At 57.0% G+C, this 16133-nt stretch carries 16 protein-coding genes; 8 read left to right on the forward strand and 8 right to left on the reverse strand.

Features of this window, described 5'->3' with window-relative positions:
- Nucleotides 1-41: 41 nt before the first annotated feature.
- Nucleotides 42-1217, reverse strand: a complete 1176-nt coding sequence (gene alr, locus ACQZ51_RS04905; protein ID WP_448775594.1) for an alanine racemase — start codon at nt 1215-1217, stop codon at nt 42-44.
- Nucleotides 1218-1283: 66 nt separating this feature from the next.
- Nucleotides 1284-2780: a replicative DNA helicase gene (locus ACQZ51_RS04910; RefSeq protein WP_042618605.1), complete on the reverse strand. Its 1497-nt coding sequence runs from the start codon at nt 2778-2780 to the stop codon at nt 1284-1286.
- A 317-nt stretch (nt 2781-3097) separates the two neighbouring features.
- On the opposite strand from ACQZ51_RS04910, the gene ACQZ51_RS04915 reads away from it, so the two are divergent.
- From ACQZ51_RS04915 to ACQZ51_RS04925, 3 genes are read left to right on the forward strand one after another with little or no spacing between them, the layout of a single operon-like run.
- Nucleotides 3098-3553 carry a MarR family winged helix-turn-helix transcriptional regulator gene (locus ACQZ51_RS04915; RefSeq protein WP_448775596.1) on the forward strand — a complete coding sequence of 152 codons (456 nt, stop codon included), beginning with the start codon at nt 3098-3100 and terminating at the stop codon, nt 3551-3553.
- Nucleotides 3550-5220: an MFS transporter gene (locus ACQZ51_RS04920; protein ID WP_448775598.1), complete on the forward strand. Its 1671-nt coding sequence runs from the start codon at nt 3550-3552 to the stop codon at nt 5218-5220. The genes ACQZ51_RS04915 and ACQZ51_RS04920 overlap by 4 nt, the downstream gene beginning before the upstream one ends.
- Before the next feature lie 17 nt (nt 5221-5237).
- Nucleotides 5238-6305, forward strand: a complete 1068-nt coding sequence (locus tag ACQZ51_RS04925; protein ID WP_448775600.1) for an HlyD family secretion protein — start codon at nt 5238-5240, stop codon at nt 6303-6305.
- A gap of 12 nt (nt 6306-6317) precedes the next feature.
- Here ACQZ51_RS04925 and ACQZ51_RS04930 read toward each other — a convergent pair whose 3' ends face one another.
- Entirely contained in the window at nt 6318-7031 is a 714-nt protein-coding gene (locus ACQZ51_RS04930) for an ArsR/SmtB family transcription factor (RefSeq protein ID WP_448775603.1), read from the reverse strand.
- A gap of 119 nt (nt 7032-7150) precedes the next feature.
- Between ACQZ51_RS04930 and ACQZ51_RS04935 the strand changes: the two genes are divergently transcribed.
- The gene (locus ACQZ51_RS04935; RefSeq protein ID WP_448775605.1) at nt 7151-8050 is read left to right on the forward strand and encodes a DMT family transporter; all 900 of its coding nucleotides are present in this window, start codon (nt 7151-7153) and stop codon (nt 8048-8050) included.
- A 79-nt stretch (nt 8051-8129) separates the two neighbouring features.
- Here the strand turns inward: ACQZ51_RS04935 and rplI are convergent, their stop codons facing one another.
- From rplI to ACQZ51_RS04960, 5 genes are all read right to left on the reverse strand, one after another.
- Entirely contained in the window at nt 8130-8705 is a 576-nt protein-coding gene (gene rplI / locus ACQZ51_RS04940) for a 50S ribosomal protein L9 (RefSeq protein ID WP_042618601.1), read from the reverse strand.
- Between the two features lie 14 nt (nt 8706-8719).
- Nucleotides 8720-9694: a DUF2232 domain-containing protein gene (locus ACQZ51_RS04945; protein WP_448775607.1), complete on the reverse strand. Its 975-nt coding sequence runs from the start codon at nt 9692-9694 to the stop codon at nt 8720-8722.
- Between the two features lie 156 nt (nt 9695-9850).
- The gene (gene rpsR / locus ACQZ51_RS04950) at nt 9851-10099 is read right to left on the reverse strand and encodes a 30S ribosomal protein S18 (RefSeq protein ID WP_042618600.1); all 249 of its coding nucleotides are present in this window, start codon (nt 10097-10099) and stop codon (nt 9851-9853) included.
- 12 nt (nt 10100-10111) lie between these two features.
- Entirely contained in the window at nt 10112-10582 is a 471-nt protein-coding gene (gene rpsF, locus ACQZ51_RS04955) for a 30S ribosomal protein S6 (RefSeq protein ID WP_042618599.1), read from the reverse strand.
- A gap of 336 nt (nt 10583-10918) precedes the next feature.
- Nucleotides 10919-11962: an aldo/keto reductase gene (locus tag ACQZ51_RS04960; protein WP_448775609.1), complete on the reverse strand. Its 1044-nt coding sequence runs from the start codon at nt 11960-11962 to the stop codon at nt 10919-10921.
- A 222-nt stretch (nt 11963-12184) separates the two neighbouring features.
- Between ACQZ51_RS04960 and fabD the strand changes: the two genes are divergently transcribed.
- The 4 genes from fabD to fabF all read left to right on the forward strand — a co-directional run bounded on the left by fabD (nt 12185) and on the right by fabF (nt 15928).
- The gene (gene fabD / locus ACQZ51_RS04965) at nt 12185-13129 is read left to right on the forward strand and encodes an ACP S-malonyltransferase (RefSeq protein ID WP_448775788.1); all 945 of its coding nucleotides are present in this window, start codon (nt 12185-12187) and stop codon (nt 13127-13129) included.
- Nucleotides 13130-13157: 28 nt separating this feature from the next.
- The gene (fabG, locus tag ACQZ51_RS04970; protein ID WP_448775611.1) at nt 13158-13895 is read left to right on the forward strand and encodes a 3-oxoacyl-[acyl-carrier-protein] reductase; all 738 of its coding nucleotides are present in this window, start codon (nt 13158-13160) and stop codon (nt 13893-13895) included.
- 285 nt (nt 13896-14180) lie between these two features.
- On the forward strand, nt 14181-14417 hold the full coding sequence (locus ACQZ51_RS04975) for an acyl carrier protein (protein WP_006727438.1): 237 nt from the start codon (nt 14181-14183) through the stop codon (nt 14415-14417).
- 242 nt (nt 14418-14659) lie between these two features.
- Nucleotides 14660-15928, forward strand: coding sequence for a beta-ketoacyl-ACP synthase II (fabF, locus tag ACQZ51_RS04980; protein WP_448775613.1), 1269 nt, complete (start codon nt 14660-14662; stop codon nt 15926-15928).
- Nucleotides 15929-16133 lie beyond the last annotated feature (205 nt).

Here is a 16133-nt window from a genome sequence, read left to right on the forward strand (position 1 = left end):
TAGCACAGGTTGCCGAGGCTTTCCAAGAGGCAATGACTGCCTCACTCGTCTTCCATAAGATATTGCCGCTCATAACGAAGCCCAAGCCCCGTCAGCATTTCGTAACCGATGGTGCCTGCGGCACGTGCCACGTCATCTACGGCGACGTTCGGGCCGAAAAGCTCGATGTAGTCGCCAGCGCGGATGGCGTTGGGCGGTACGTCCGTCACGTCGAAAATCGTGAGGTCCATGGTCACGCGGCCAGCGACCGGCACCTTGTGGCCATTGATGAAGCCATGAGCGCCGCCATTGCCCATGTCTCGCAGCGGGATGCCTGAACCGGAGAGCGAGCGGTGATAGCCATCGGCATAACCAACCGAGGCGATTGCTAGACGACTGGCACGTTTCAGGCGATGTGTTCCGCCGTAGCTTACCGTCTGGCCTTCACTCGCGTCGCGGATCTGGATGATCCGTGCCTCGGCCTTGGCGACCGGGCGCATCGGGTTTGTCATGTCGTTGACCGCTTCCCCGCCATAAAGAGCGATGCCGGGGCGGGTGAGATCGAAATGGTAATCGGCGCCGAGGAAGATTCCAGCAGAAGCTGAAAGGCTTGATTCGATACCTTCGAAAGCATGGCTAACCTGGCGGAATGATTCGAGCTGTAACGCGTTCATGGGCGAAGATTGCCTATCGGCGCAGGCGAGGTGGGATAGTACAAGGACTGGATCGAAGCTTGCCGGGCGTGTCGAGTCCTCGGCCAAAAACAGTGCATCTTCCAGCGGCAGCCCAAGCCGGTTGAAACCTGTATCGACATGCAGAGCGAATGGATGGTCGCCGCGCTCAGCCACGGTTCCCATCCAAAAGGAAAGCTGTTCTTCCGACGCGATGACCGGCACGAGGTCATGGTTGAAAACCTGTGTTTCCTGACCTGGCCATAGGCCGGACAGCACGAAAATGCGGGCTTCTGGTGCATGCGGGCGCAGGGTGACCCCTTCAGCAACGGAGGCTACGAAGAAATCACGGGCGCCAGCGTGATAGAGCGTCGCCCCGCAATCCTCTATCCCCATTCCATAGGCATCGGCTTTAACAACGGCACTGGCCCGCGCCTTGCCAGAGCGTCTGGCCATGTCGCGCCAATTATCCGCAAGTGCTGCAAGATCGATGGTAACGCGCAGCGGCGCGATGTCGAAGGCATCGTTCTCAGTGTCGGAAAAGCTGTCGTCGAACTCGTCTGTCATGATTTCCATACCGTGAAAAAAACTGCGCCCCGCGCTATCGGTAAGGGCGGGGCGAAATCCGGGGCGTTATGTCTCTTCGTATTGCGTGAATGAAGGGTCTGCAAGGTCTGCGAAGCGGGTGAACTCCGACTGGAATTGCAGCTTCACCGTGCCGGTCGGTCCGTGGCGCTGCTTGGCGATGATGACGTCTGCCGTGCCCTTGACCTTGTCGAACAGGGCTTCCCACTCGCCATATTTCGGATCGGAAATATCGCGGGGTTCCATGTTCTTGACGTAGTATTCTTCACGGAACACGAACAGCACCACGTCGGCGTCCTGCTCGATGGAGCCCGATTCGCGAAGGTCGGAGAGCTGTGGACGCTTGTCTTCGCGGCTTTCCACCTGACGGGAGAGCTGGGAGAGAGCGATGATTGGAACATTGAGTTCCTTGCCAAGCGCCTTCAAACCCGTGGTGATCTGGGTGATTTCCTGCACGCGGTTTTCACCGGATTTGCCGGAACCAGTCATCAGCTGAATATAGTCCACCACCAAGCAATCAAGGCCGCGCTGGCGCTTCAATCGACGCGCGCGGGCGGAAAGCTGCGCGATGGAGATACCACCGGTCTGGTCGATGTAGAGCGGCACTTTCTGCATCATTTGGCTGCAGGCGACGAGCTTCTCGAAGTCGGCCTCGGTGATTTCACCACGGCGGATTTTCGAGGACGACACTTCGGTCTGCTCGGAAATAATACGGGTCGCCAGCTGCTCGGACGACATTTCAAGCGAGTAGAAGCCAACGACGCCGCCATTCTTGGCCTTGTAGGTGCCGTCCGGCTGTATTTCCTGCTCGTAAGATGCGGCAATATTATAGGCGATGTTGGTGGCAAGCGAGGTCTTGCCCATGCCTGGGCGTCCGGCAAGCACGATCAAGTCAGAGCGCTGCAAGCCACCCATGCGGGCATCCAGCGAGTGGATGCCGGTGGAAATGCCCGACAGGTTGCCGTCGCGCTCGAACGCCGCTCCCGCCATGTCGATGGCAAGTGATACCGCGTCATTGAAGGATTGGAAGCCGCCGTCGTAACGGCCCGTTTCCGCAAGCTCGAACAGGCGGCGCTCGGTGTCTTCGATCTGCGTCTGAGGTGGCATGTCCAGCGGCGCATCATAGGCGATATTGACGACATCCTCACCGATCTGGATCAGGGCGCGGCGAAGCGCGAGATCGTAGATGGCGCGGCCATAGTCTTCGGCGTTGATGATCGACACGGCGTCCGATGCGAGGCGCGCAAGATATTGCGCAACGGTCAGGTCGCCAATCTTGCCGTCTGCGGGCAGAAAGGTCTTGATGGTGACCGGGTTGGCGGTCTTGCCCATGCGGATGATATCGCCCGCCACCTCGAAAATCTTGCGGTGAAGCGGCTCGTACAGATGCACGGGCTTCAAAAAGTCGGATACGCGGTAATAGGCGTCGTTGTTGACGAGGATGGCACCCAGCAGCGCCTGTTCCGCTTCAATGTTGTTGGGCGCCTCGCGGTAGAGCGGTTCGGCAGCCGGGGCGGGGGTGATCTTTCTCACAGGGTCGTTCATGGTTTTCTGTGATCTCCCTTGAGGCTGGTTCGGAGCCTTCGTTTCTTGCAAGCCTGCCGGTTTGAAGGCAGTGGCCGCAGCAGTCAAGGACAATGCGGCCACAGTGAGCCAGAGCTTGCCGGATTGGTAACAGGTGACCGCATGCCAGATGTTTTCAACACTAATCCACAGGCTGGCCCGAGGCCTTACCGAATCGTTCCCTGACTGCCATGAGTTTACGGCATGGCAGCTATTTCAACAAAGAGACTTGCAAATCTTTGATCTCAAAAATACATAGGATGGCAATAGGTAGTGTGCTAATTATAAGGTCTATTGACTTGTCTCGTGCGACAGAAAAAGAACAGCTTTTTGATGAGATGGCGGCATTCAACCGCAAGCTCAGATCATTCTTCGATGCAAGGGTGGCAGAGCAGGGGCTGACGCTTGCCCGGGCGCGTGCGCTTTTCGCATTGTCTCGCCGTGGTCCGTTGACGCAAAAAGAGCTGGCCGAGGAGTTGGAAATCGAAACGCCGACGCTTGTGCGCGTGCTGGATGCCATGGAGAAACAAAACCTCATAGAGCGGCGTTCTGATGAAAACGACCGCCGGGCCAAGCGCATACACATGACGCCTGAGGGTATCACGACATTTGAGGATGTGCATATGCAGGCGAAATCCATGCGGGCTGACATCGCTGCCGATATTTCGACTGATGATATCAGCGCGGCTTTACATGTCGTTCGCCGTCTGTCGGCCAATCTGCAAAACCTTGGCGGTGAAAAGGGGCAGTCGTGAGCAACGCCGTTTCAAACATCCCTGACGTGAACGATGCGGCTGCAAAGCCAGCACCAGAAGTGCCTGCTGCGCCCGTTCAACCGCCGGAAAAATCCTTTTTCCAGAAGCTGCTCTATGTCGCTGCCGGTCTTTCCTTTTTCGTGACCCAGGGCATGGGCATGAACATCGTCATGGCCAATATCTATCAGCTGCAAGGTGAGTTTTCAGCGACTGTGGCAGAGGTCGCCTGGCTTTCTGCGGCCTATATGGCCCCTTATGCCACCTTCTCGATTGCGCTGTTCAAGGTCCGCCAGCAATATGGATTGCGGCCCTTTGCCGAGATCAGCATCATCTGTTTTGTGCTGGCATCCTGTCTCAACCTTTTCGTGACGGATATCCACTCGGCAATCGTCGTGCGCTTCGTTAGTGGCATGGCGGCGGCTCCGCTGTCTTCGCTCGGCTTTCTCTACATTCTCGAAGCCTTCCCCGCGCAACGCAAGCTGACACTGGGCCTGAGTATTGCGCTCACGGGCACGCTTCTGTCTTCACCGCTTGCCCGCATCGTTTCGCCAGATCTGCTGGATATTGGCGGCTGGCAGGCGCTGTACACCATGGAAGTGGGGCTTGCTCTCGCTGTGCTCCCCATCATCTACCTGCTGCCGCTTACAGCGCCGCCGCGCGTGAAGGTCATCGAGCGTGTCGATATATTGAGCTATCTGCTCTTTGCCGGTGGGCTTGGCTGTCTTGCCGTGTTTCTCACGCTAGGCCGTTTCTATTGGTGGTTCGAAACATGGTGGCTGGGCGTGTTGCTGGCAACCTCCATCGGCCTGCTGGCGCTGATGGTGATGATCGAGCTACCGCGCAAAAATCCGATGCTGGATCTGCGATGGATCTTCTCACGCACCAATCTGCATCTGATTGCAGTCCTGCTGATCTATCGCGCCGTGTCTTCAGAGCAATCGTCAACAGCGGTCAGCCTGTACCAACAACTGGGCCTGTTGAACGAGCAGACGACCGAACTCTATGCCTTGATTATCCTTGCCACGGTGCTGGGCGGAGCCTTCTGTGCGCTGCTGATGTTGACGAAATATGTCGATACCGCTCATGTGATTGCGCTGACGCTGATTGCCGCAGGCGCCTTCATGGACAGTGGGCTGACCAATGTTGTGCGGCCGGAACAGATGTATCTCAGCCAGGCCATGATTGCGTTCGGCGCTGCCATGTTCCTTCCGCCCGTCATGGCCAAGGGCTTCGGTGCTGCATTGGCGAAAGGCCCGCCTTACCTCGTCAACTTCATCACCATTTTCCTGTTTACGCAGATCACGGGATCGATGCTGACGACAGGGATATTGGGATCTTTCGTCACGCTTCGGGAAAAATTCCACTCCAATATTCTGGTGGAAAGCATTCTCTTGCAGAACCCGCAGGTGGTGCAACGCATCACTCAACTGTCCGGTGGCTATGCCCATGTCATCACCGACCCTGCACTTCTCAAAGCGGAAGGCCTATCGCTGCTTGGGCAGCAGGTCACACGCGAGGCTTATATTCTGGCCTATAACGACACGTTTTTGTTGATTTCTGTGTGTGCTGCTGCTGCTCTCGTCATGCTTCTGCTGCACCTTGCCTGGCTACGGATCAAGCCTCTGCTGAAAAGCGGGCAAGCCACTGTTGCCACGTCTCAATCCTGATTGTCCGGGAAAATAAAATGCTGAAGAAAATACTGACTCCTCTTACTCTCATCGTTCTTCTGGGCGGCGTCGCCGGTGTGGCGCTGGTGCTTTACGCATGGCGCCTGCCGCCCTTTTCCACCTCGGTCGAAATGACCGACAACGCCTATGTGCGCGGCTACGTGACGACCATGAGCCCGCAGGTCAGCGGTTACATTGTTGATGTGCCGGTCAAGGATTACCAGCAGGTCAAGCAGGGAGACCTTCTGGCCAAGGTGGATGACCGCATTTTCCGCCAGAAGCTCGCCCAGGCAGAAGCATCTCTGGACAGCCAGAAGGCCGCGTTCGACAATTCCCGTCAGCTGGAAATAGCTGCCAAGGCCAATATTGCCTCTGGCGAGGCTGCCGTCGATAGCGCGGAAGCTTCATTGAAGCAGGCCCAGCTTGCCTCTGACCGTCAGGACAATCTCGTTCGCAGCGGTGTCGGTACATCAAGCGTACAGGAAGAGGCGCAAGCCAGCCTCGAAAAGGCGCGGGCTGGTCTCTCCCAGTCGAAGGCGGCACTTGAGGTAACCCGGCAGGATCTCCAGACGATCATCATCAACAGAGGCTCGCTGCAGGCGGCTGTCGCAAATGCGGAAGCAGCCGTTGAACTCGCCAAGATCGATCTGCAAAATACCGAGATCCATGCGCCAAGAGATGGCAAGCTGGGCGAGGTCGGTGTTCGCGTTGGTCAATATGTGGCGGCAGGTACGCAACTGATGGCGGTGGTGCCGAACGACATATGGGTTGTCGCCAATTTTAAGGAAACCCAGCTTGCGGGAATGGAAGTGGGGCAGGTGGTTTCGATTTCCGTGGATGCCCTCCATCGCAGGAAACTGACCGGCAAGGTGGAGCGCTTCGCGCCAGCCGCCGGTTCGGAATTTGCCGTTATCAAGCCAGACAATGCGACGGGCAATTTCGTGAAGATCGCTCAGCGCATGGGCGTGCGGATCTTCATTGATCCTGATCAGCCGCTGGCCTCAGAGCTTTCGCCGGGCATGTCTGTTGTGGTGCGTGTGGATAAGAGCAGCGCGCCGACGGCAGTGGCGAAAGCTGGCAACTGAGGTTGTCAGCTTCTAACTGACGTCGTCCCAGCCGGTGGGCAGGCAAAAGATTTCGTGAAAGCCTTGAGCACCGGGAGGCGTGATCCGCAGGGCACGGCTATCATCGCGTCGTGCCAGCCAGCCCAGCTCAAGGGTGCGCTCCATGAGCGCCTGTCCCACACGGCCGCCAATGTGATAACGCCGCTCGCTCCAATCGAGGCAGGTGCGGCAGATCGGCCGTTTCGATCGGCCGTCATTTCCAAGATGAATCCCAAAGCTGCGCAGGAAATCCTCACCCTCGCTGGTCAGGGATGCGCCTTCATCAGAGAGGATGACCCTGCCGCTTGCAGCCAGACTGTCGGCCAAGGCGACGCCGAGCTTACCGGCAATATGGTCGTAACAGCTACGGGCGATACGGATGTCCCGTTCCTTCGGGCCTGTCGGATGGTGCCGCGGCGGGCCATCTGCGGCAATCGTCATCAGCGCATCAATGCCGTGTGCTACCTGCGGCGAGGCGAGCCGGTAATAACGGTGCCGTCCCTGCTTGACGGCAGCGAGCAATTTCGCGTCCACCATCTTTGCAAGATGGCCGCTGCCGGTTTGCTGGGTGACGCCCGCCTGCCGGGAAAGTTCCCCCGCCGTCAGCGCCTGACCGCCCATGAGCGCGCACAGCATGTTGGCGCGGGTCGTATCGCCGATAAGGCTGGCGATGGCGGCAATGGTGTTGGGTGAGGCAATGTTCGTCATTGTCAAACCGTATCACCAACGCTCTGGAACGTCAGCCTGCGATGGTTCGGTCGTCGCCGATACATTGAGTCAGGAGAAGCCCCTATAGGAACAGGAACATCTCCACCAGGGATCATGAAATGAACGATAAAATTGCGCTGTTGCGAGAACTTGGATTGCTTGTCCTGCTCAGTTGCCTTTGGGGCAGTTCCTATACGTTGATAAAGATCGGCATAGAGACCATTCCAACCATCACCCTGATCGCTGCCCGCACCGCGATTGCAGGCGCTGTTTTGGTTGCGATACTCCACATGCGCGGGCTGCGGCTGCCGAAAGATTATCGATTGTGGCAGGGATTCGCCCTCCAGGCCGTCCTCAACAGCGTCGTACCGTTCACCCTCATTGCCTGGGCGGAGCATCACATCGACGCAGGCTTGGCCGTTGTCCTCAATTCGTTGACGCCGGTTTTTACCTTTCTTGTGACTATCCTGATCACGCGCCACGAATCGACAAGCACGAGGAAATTGTTCGGCGTTGTGCTCGGGCTGGCGGGGACTGTCGCCATGATTGGCATGGAGGCGCTCAACGGCTTGGGAAGTGTGGTGCTAGCGCAATTTGCCGTTGTTGTTGCGACCGTCTTCTATGCGGGTGCTGCCATCTTCGGGAAAAGCTTCAAGGATATCGATCCAATGATCCCAGCAGCTGGATCGCTGATCTGCGGCACTGTCATGCTCCTTCCGGCAAGCATTATGGTAGATCACCCGTGGGAGCTGGAACCATCCATGGCTTCGTTGCTTGCCTTGGTGGGCCTGTCCGTCTTTTCAACCGCAGCAGCCTTCACGATCTACTTCAGACTGATGCGGACGTTGGGCTCCTTGGGAGCAACGGCGCAGGCCTATCTGCGCGTGCCAATCGGCGTCGCCATCGGCGTTGTGTTCCTGGGAGAGCAACTTCACCTTACTACGTTGATCGGTCTCGCCTGCATTCTGACAGGGGTTGTGGCAATGACACTTCCAAAACGCCCCGTTGCTGCGGTCTGAACCGGGCGGGCCGGCGCCCAAGCAAAAACCCCGGATGTTGCCATCCGGGGTTTTGCTTTAGCCCGAGAGCTAAGAACGATTACTCGTCGTCGCCGTCGCGGTCTGCGTCTGGATCAAAGAAGTCTTCTGGGCGAAGCGCGTCTTCGTCAACGCCGTAGATGGCGTCAGCAGATGTCAGGCTTTCGCCCTTGGACTGGCGCTCGGCTTCTTCAGCAGAACGGGCAACGTTCAGTTCAACCTGAAGCTCGACTTCGGCATGCAGGTGAAGCGTAACATTGTGCAGACCAATGGTCTTGATCGGTGTGTTGAGCTCGACCTGGTTGCGGCCGATGTTGAAGCCTTCTGCGCCGAGGATTTCGACAACGTCACGGGCAGCAACAGAGCCGTACAGCTGGCCTGTTTCGCCAGCGGAACGAACAACGATGAAGCTCTTGCCAGCCAGCGCGTCTGCAACTGTCTGTGCTTCAGTCTTGCGCTCGAGGTTGCGGGCTTCAAGCGTAGCGCGCTCAGACTCGAAACGGGTCTTGTTGTTGGCGTTGGCGCGAAGTGCCTTGCCCTGTGGCAGCAGGAAGTTACGTGCGTAGCCATCGCGAACCTTTACGGTTTCGCCCATCTGGCCAAGCTTGGCGATACGTTCGAGAAGAATGACTTCCATCTTCTTGATCCTTTCTAGTTTTTGGTTTCGTTGTTGTTGTCGGTTTTCCGTGGTGGAGTGAGAGAGATCGTGCTGCGCACGTCGCTCAGACCCAAGACGAGAATGATGAGCAGCGGAAAGACGAAAACCGCTGAGATGTAGCTGAGAACCAGAACCGGCCAGCGCCAGTCCTTGCCCTTGGATCTGTGATGCAGCGAAGCATAGCCCGCCATCAGGAAGCCCGCGCCGAAGGTGCCGCAAACAACGGCGCCAAGCATGGCAATGGCGCCGCCGACAAAGGTCATGACGATGCCACCGAGGAAGATGAAGATCGCATTGCGATGCATGCGCAAAGCGGCTGCGATGTCCTCACGCGGGCGAAGTCCCTTGCCGAAAGACCGCACCATGCGGCTCGCGAAATAATAAGCGGCAAACAGCATGATGACCCAGAGACCGCCTTGAATCATAGGCAGCATCAGCACAAGCAATGTCTTGGTTTGCCCAAGGGCTGTCGCGTCAGGCGTGAAACCGGCTTCACGCGCCTGCACCGAGCTCATCATCACGTCGACCAGTTGCGAAACGAGTTCAGGGCCGTAGCCGATCATCGTGCCGAGAATGATGACGGAAAGCGTGATGAGACCGCACAGATGCAGAATGATGCCTGAAAGCGGATACCATGCCAGCAGGTCTTCAGGACCACCAAGCTCCGACGCGGGACGCGCCAGATTGGCCAGGTGGGAAAGCCATGCGGCTGGAACAAGCGTGAAAATCGAAATCGTCACAGCAAAAATGGGAGAAACGGCAAGCGCGCCAAGGGCTGCGGCTGTCATCACGGCAACAATGGCCGAAGCATTGCCCCAGCCGAAACCAGCGACAAGCACAGGCATGGCGGATGCAGCGTAAAGCAGGAAAGACATGGACGACTGTGCGGTTGCGCCGAGCGTGAGAAACGCTGCGCATATGCCGGCTAGGATGCCGGGAATCAGCACTGTCTGGTTCAGTTTTGGCACGTCGCTGTCCTGCTGGAATTCTGTAGCAGTTAGAGGATGGTTCAGATGAACCCGATCCCCAACATGGGTTTTCATTTCAAAATCGATCCACGCCCAACGTGGAAGGATGTCGTTCAAAAAACGAGGCCGCGCCGGAGCGCAGCCTCGGATAGCTTATTAAGACAGAACGTAAGGCAGCAGGCCGAGGAAACGAGCGCGTTTGATCGCCTGAGCGAGTTCGCGCTGCTTCTTCTGCGAAACAGCTGTGATACGGGAAGGAACGATCTTGCCACGCTCAGAAATGTAGCGCTGCAGAAGACGTACGTCCTTGTAGTCGATCTTCGGAGCGTTTGCGCCGGAGAACGGGCACGTCTTGCGACGGCGGTGGAAAGGACGGCGTGCCTGGGAAGAGGATGCGTCAGCCATAGTCAATTCTCCTTATGCACGGTCTTCGCGCGGACGGCGCGGACGGTCTTCACGGTCACCGAAACCACCTTCGCGAGGCGGACGAGGACCACGATCGAAGCCGCCTTCACGCGGGCCACGGTCTGGACGGTCGCCATCGCGGCGAGGACGGTCATCACGATCGCGCTTCTGCATCATTGCAGATGGGCCTTCTTCGTGCGCTTCAACAGCGATGGTCATGTAACGAAGAACGTCTTCGTTGATGCGCATCTGACGCTCGATTTCGTGGATCGCCGGTGCAGGAGCATCGATGTCCATCAGAGCGTAGTGAGCCTTGCGGTTCTTCTTGATGCGGTATGTCAGGGACTTCAGACCCCAGTTTTCGACGCGTCCGACCTTACCGCCGTACGATTCGATAACGCCCTTGTACTGCTCGACAAGTGCGTCGACCTGCTGGGCAGTGATATCCTGCCGGGCAAGGAAGATGTGTTCGTAAAGAGCCATTTAAGCTTTGCCTTTCTTGCGTTTCATTCATCACCCGGCAACGGCGCTAAGCCTCAACGACTGCTCCTGATTGGCAAAAGCCAAGGGCAAGAAAAGCGTTGTTCGAGACGGTCGAGAGCGGAGACACGGGAGGCCGGAAAAACCTTATGGTTCCTGCTGTTTCGAAATTCGAAACCAGCCCTCCGTTCAGCCACCAGCCATATGACCGGGTGTTGTGAACAGCGCGCTTATACGGATTTTTGACCGGAATGCAAGGCTATTCACAAATATGACCCGCCATGCTGCCCGGAAAGGCGGTATGGCGGGTTGGGTCTTGGATGCGCAAAGGGCAGAGAATCAGATCGGCATTGGATATTGGCGATGAATCTCGGCGATGCCCTTCAATACCTCTTTCGAAAGCTTGATGTCGGCTGCTGCTATATTCGTCTTCAATTGCTCCATCGTGGTCGCGCCGATGATAGATGACGACATGAAGGGACGCGATAGCGTGAAGGCGATGGCAAGCTGTGCAGGATCGAGGTCGTGTGCGTATGCAAGCTCAAGATAGGCTTTCACAGGGGCTTCCTGCAAAGGCTGCAAGCGGCCACCAATATCCTGATTGATGGAAGCGCGAGAGCCTTCCGGGCGTGCCCCGCTCTGGTATTTGCCTGTCAGAATGCCGCCAGCCAAAGGCGAGTAGGCCAGAAGCCCGACATTCTCGTGATGCGCGACTTCGGCCAGATCGAGATCGAAGGGGCGATAGAGCAGATTGTACTCATTTTGAATGGAGGCGACGCGTGGCAAACCATGGGCCTTTGCAATGTCGATATATTTCTGCGTGCCCCAGGCGCTTTCATTGGAAAGGCCAATGGCCCGGATTTTTCCGGCCTTGACCAGTTCATCCAAGGTTTCCAGCTTCTCGGTGATTTCAGACAGCGTCTTCTCGGTGTTCTGGGTGGAGGCGTCAAAGCTCCAAACGCCACGGAAATGGTAGGTGCCGCGGTTTGGCCAATGGATCTGGTAGAGGTCGATGTAATCGGTCTTGAGGCGTTTCAGGCTGGTTTCGACTGCCTCGCGGATAGAGGCCGCATCGATCTCGCGACCGCCCCTGATATAATCGCGGCCCGAACCCGCAACCTTGGTGGCCAGAACAACGTCCTTGCGCTTGCCGGTCTTTTCAAACCACTTGCCGATGTAATCTTCTGTGCGACCCTGCGTTTCAGCCGAAACCGGGGTCGTGGGATAAAGCTCGGCGGTGTCAAAGAAATTTACGCCCTGCTCAAGAGCGTAGTCCATTTGCGCGTGCGCCTCGGCCTCGGTGTTCTGCGTACCCCAGGTCATTGTGCCAAGGCAGATTTCAGACACGGAAATGCCCGTACGTCCTAACAGATTCTGTTTCATGAAAAATCTCACTTACTCGGAAGGTGGCTAGAACGTAGTATCGAAATACCGCAGCGCAAGAGAAAATATTCCGGTCTATGCCTGTGGATGAGACCGCGTAAATCTGCACAACCCACCCTTAAAAGGTCGTAAGCCTTGACTTCCGAAGCTGGAATGTGAATGGAAATTCACGATTTGCAGGGAAGGCCGGACGACATGGCCGAATACGAAAGAAAAGTTCCCATGGCTATTGCATTCACATTTCCAGGTCAGGGCAGTCAGGCCGTTGGTATGGGCAAAGACCTCGCCGACAACTTTGCCGAGGCGCGTGCCGTCTTCGAAGAGGTCGACGAGGCTCTGGGCCAGAAGCTCTCTGACATCATCTGGAGCGGTCCAGAGGAAACATTGACGCTGACAGCCAATGCCCAGCCTGCACTCATGGCCGTTTCGGTTGCCGTCATGCGCGTGTTGGAAGCCAAGGGCCTTTCGCTCGCGAATAAGGTTTCCTACGTTGCCGGTCATTCGCTTGGCGAATATTCGGCCTTGTGCGCTGCCGGCACATTCTCGCTTTCCGATACTGCGCGTTTGCTGCGCATTCGCGGCAATGCCATGCAGGCGGCTGTTCCAGCGGGTGAGGGCGCGATGGCTGCCATCATCGGTCTCGAGCATAGCGATGTCGAGGCAATCTGCGCAAAGGCCGCTGCCGATGGTGTCTGCCAGATCGCCAATGATAATGGCGGTGGACAGCTTGTGATTTCCGGTGCGAAGGCACCCGTTGAGAAAGCCGCAGCGCTTGCGACGGAAAAAGGTGCCAAGCGCGCCATCATGCTGCCTGTTTCTGCGCCTTTCCATTCCGCACTGATGGCACCTGCTGCGCAGGCCATGCGCGAGGCGCTTGCCAGCGTCGGCAAGCATAACCCAGTCGTGCCTGTTGTTGCCAATGTTCGCGCAGCTCCAGTTTCTGACGCCAATGAGATCGCAGATCTTCTGGTGGAGCAGGTCACCGGGCAGGTGCGTTGGCGCGAGACAGTGGAATGGTTTGCTGCCAATGATGTAACCACACTTTACGAAATCGGATCAGGCAAGGTGCTGACCGGGCTTGCCCGCCGTATAGACAAGTCCGTGACCGGCATTTCGCTCAACACGCCAGCTGATATCGACGCTGCACTTCAGACCCTTCTCGGCTGATCCAAGAGACACAGAAAGGACGAACACGATGTTTGATCTGACGGGCCGCAAGGCTCTTATCACAGGCGCCACCGGCGGCATCGGCGAAGAGATCGCCCGCACGCTCCACGCCCAGGGCGCGATTGTCGGTCTTCACGGCACACGCGTTGAAAAGCTGGAAGCGCTGGCCACGGAACTTGGCGATCGCGTCATGGTCTTCCCGGCAAATCTTTCCGACCGCGCTGAAGTGAAGGCGCTGGGCGAAAAGGCCGAGGCCGATCTGGGCGGTGTCGATATTCTCGTCAACAATGCCGGCATCACCAAGGACGGTCTGTTCGTTCGCATGAGCGATGAAGACTGGGACAATGTCATCGAGGTTAACCTGACCTCCACATTCCGCCTCACGCGTGAGCTGACGCATCCGATGATGCGCCGCCGCTTTGGTCGCATCATCAACATCACGTCCATCGTCGGCGTGACGGGCAATCCCGGTCAGGCGAACTACTGCGCCTCCAAGGCCGGTATGATCGGCTTTTCAAAGTCGCTGGCGCAGGAAATTGCCACCCGCAACGTCACCGTCAACTGCGTGGCGCCGGGCTTCATTGAAAGCGCCATGACAGGAAAGCTCAATGACAAGCAGAAAGATGCTATCATGGGTGCTATTCCCATGAAGCGGATGGGCACGGCGACGGAAATTGCGTCTGCGGTTCTCTATCTCGCATCCAATGAAGCCAGCTACATGACGGGTCAGACCCTGCATGTGAATGGCGGCATGGCGATGATTTAATATCTGCCCCAAACGGTGCGCAGAGGGAAAAATGCCTGTAGAGCAAGATGCTTAGCATTATTTTAAGGCTTTTTTCCCGCTGGAAACCGTGTTAAGCGGGCGAAGACTGTGAACAGTCGTCCCGGAAACAAAAGCGACCGTTGCGATTTCTTAGCGCGATGTTTAGCTTGAGACGGGTTGAACGGGTTTGCCCAAGGCGTCTGCTGAAAAGGCGCCTGGGGGTTTTAACAGGGCAGGATGCCTAAAAAGGGCATTCCTTTCAAAGTAAAGGTCGAGGAAACCGACATGAGCGATATCGCAGAACGCGTAAAGAAAATTGTAGTTGATCATCTTGGCGTTGACGCCGAAAAAGTCGTTGAAGGCGCAAGCTTCATCGACGATCTGGGCGCTGACTCGCTCGACACCGTTGAACTGGTCATGGCTTTCGAAGAAGAATTCGGCGTTGAAATTCCAGACGACGCAGCGGACTCGATCCTCACAGTCGGCGATGCTGTAAAGTTCATCGAGAAGGCTCAGGCCTAATCGTTTGAAGTGCTTAGGGGAGGCCTGCGCCTTCTCGATATGGCCCGGCCAGTCCGGGCCAATATTTTATTCGCTGGTGACTTGCGTCATCAGAGAGGCATCTTAAATGCCTTACGCACGCGTAACCATCAGGTCTACAGCGTGTTATAAAATTGAAATATACGCATTGCCCTTGCGAAAATCGCTTCCGGTTTTCGGGGCGGTGCGCTAGCGATGATAGGGTTAGGGGCGGAGCATTGACGATGAGACGTGTCGTTATCACCGGTACCGGCATGGTATCTCCTCTTGGCTGTGGAACGGAAATCAGCTGGCAGCGCCTTCTCGCGGGCCATAATGGTGCTCGTCTTGTCACCGAGTTCGAAGTCGAAGATCTTCCAGCGAAAATCGCCTGCCGCATCCCAGTAGGTGATGGCACGGAAGGCACCTTCAACGCCGACGACTGGATGGAGCCGAAAGAGCAGCGCAAGGTCGATCCCTTCATCGTCTACGGCATGGCAGCCGTTGAAATGGCGTTGAAAGACGCCAACTGGCATCCATTGACCGGCACGGATGAAGACCAGATCATGACGGGTGTCTTGATTGGATCGGGCATCGGCGGTCTGGAAGGCATTGTCGATGCTGGTTACACGCTGCGCGACAAGGGTCCACGCCGTATCTCTCCATTCTTTATTCCCGGCCGTCTGATCAATCTCATTTCCGGCCAGGTTTCCATTCGCCACAAGCTGCGTGGCCCTAACCACTCCGTTGTAACGGCCTGCTCGACCGGCGCCCACGCCATTGGTGATGCTGCGCGGCTGATCATGTTGGGCGACGCCGATGTGATGGTAGCCGGTGGCGCCGAATCGCCTGTTTGCCGCATCTCGCTTGCCGGTTTTGCCGCCTGCAAGGCGCTTTCCACCCAGCACAATGATGATCCGCAGAAGGCTTCGCGCCCTTATGACCGTGATCGCGATGGTTTCGTCATGGGCGAGGGTTCCGGAATTGTGGTTCTGGAAGAGTTGGAACACGCCAAGGCACGTGGCGCAAAAATCTATGCGGAAGTCGTAGGCTACGGCCTGTCCGGCGATGCCTTCCATATCACGGCACCATCTGAAGACGGTGAGGGCGCCTATCGATGCATGGCCATGGCGCTGAAGCGTGCGGGTCTCGCGCCCTCCGATATCGACTACATCAACGCCCATGGTACATCGACCATGGCTGATACCATTGAGCTTGGCGCGGTCGAGCGTCTCGTGGGTGATGCGGCATCGAAGATCTCGATGTCGTCCACCAAGTCGGCAACGGGCCACCTGTTGGGTGCTGCCGGTGCTATCGAGGCGATCTTTGCCGTGCTTGCCATCCGCGATAACATCGTGCCACCAACGCTCAATCTCGATAATCCCGATGTCGAGACGGCCATCGATCTCGTGCCCCACACAGCGCGCAAGCGTAAGGTCGATGTCGCCTTGTCAAACTCCTTCGGTTTCGGCGGCACCAACGCCTCTCTGGTGTTGCGTCGTTACGAAGGCTGACAAGGCTTTTGCAGGGTCGCATCATGGATGCGACCTTTTTCTCACGTCCAGTCGCTTCTGTACGTCAGTATCGATCAAGCTTCCGCTGTTACAAGCGATCTCGCCTGTTTGGTCGAGGGCTTGGTTTTTCGCTGCTTCGTATATCTTCCGGATGTTGATCTAACTGTGCAGAATAGCCTGCCGAACCTGTTTTTGCCGCATTGAC

The sequence above is a fragment of the Agrobacterium sp. CG674 genome (genome assembly GCF_053521645.1).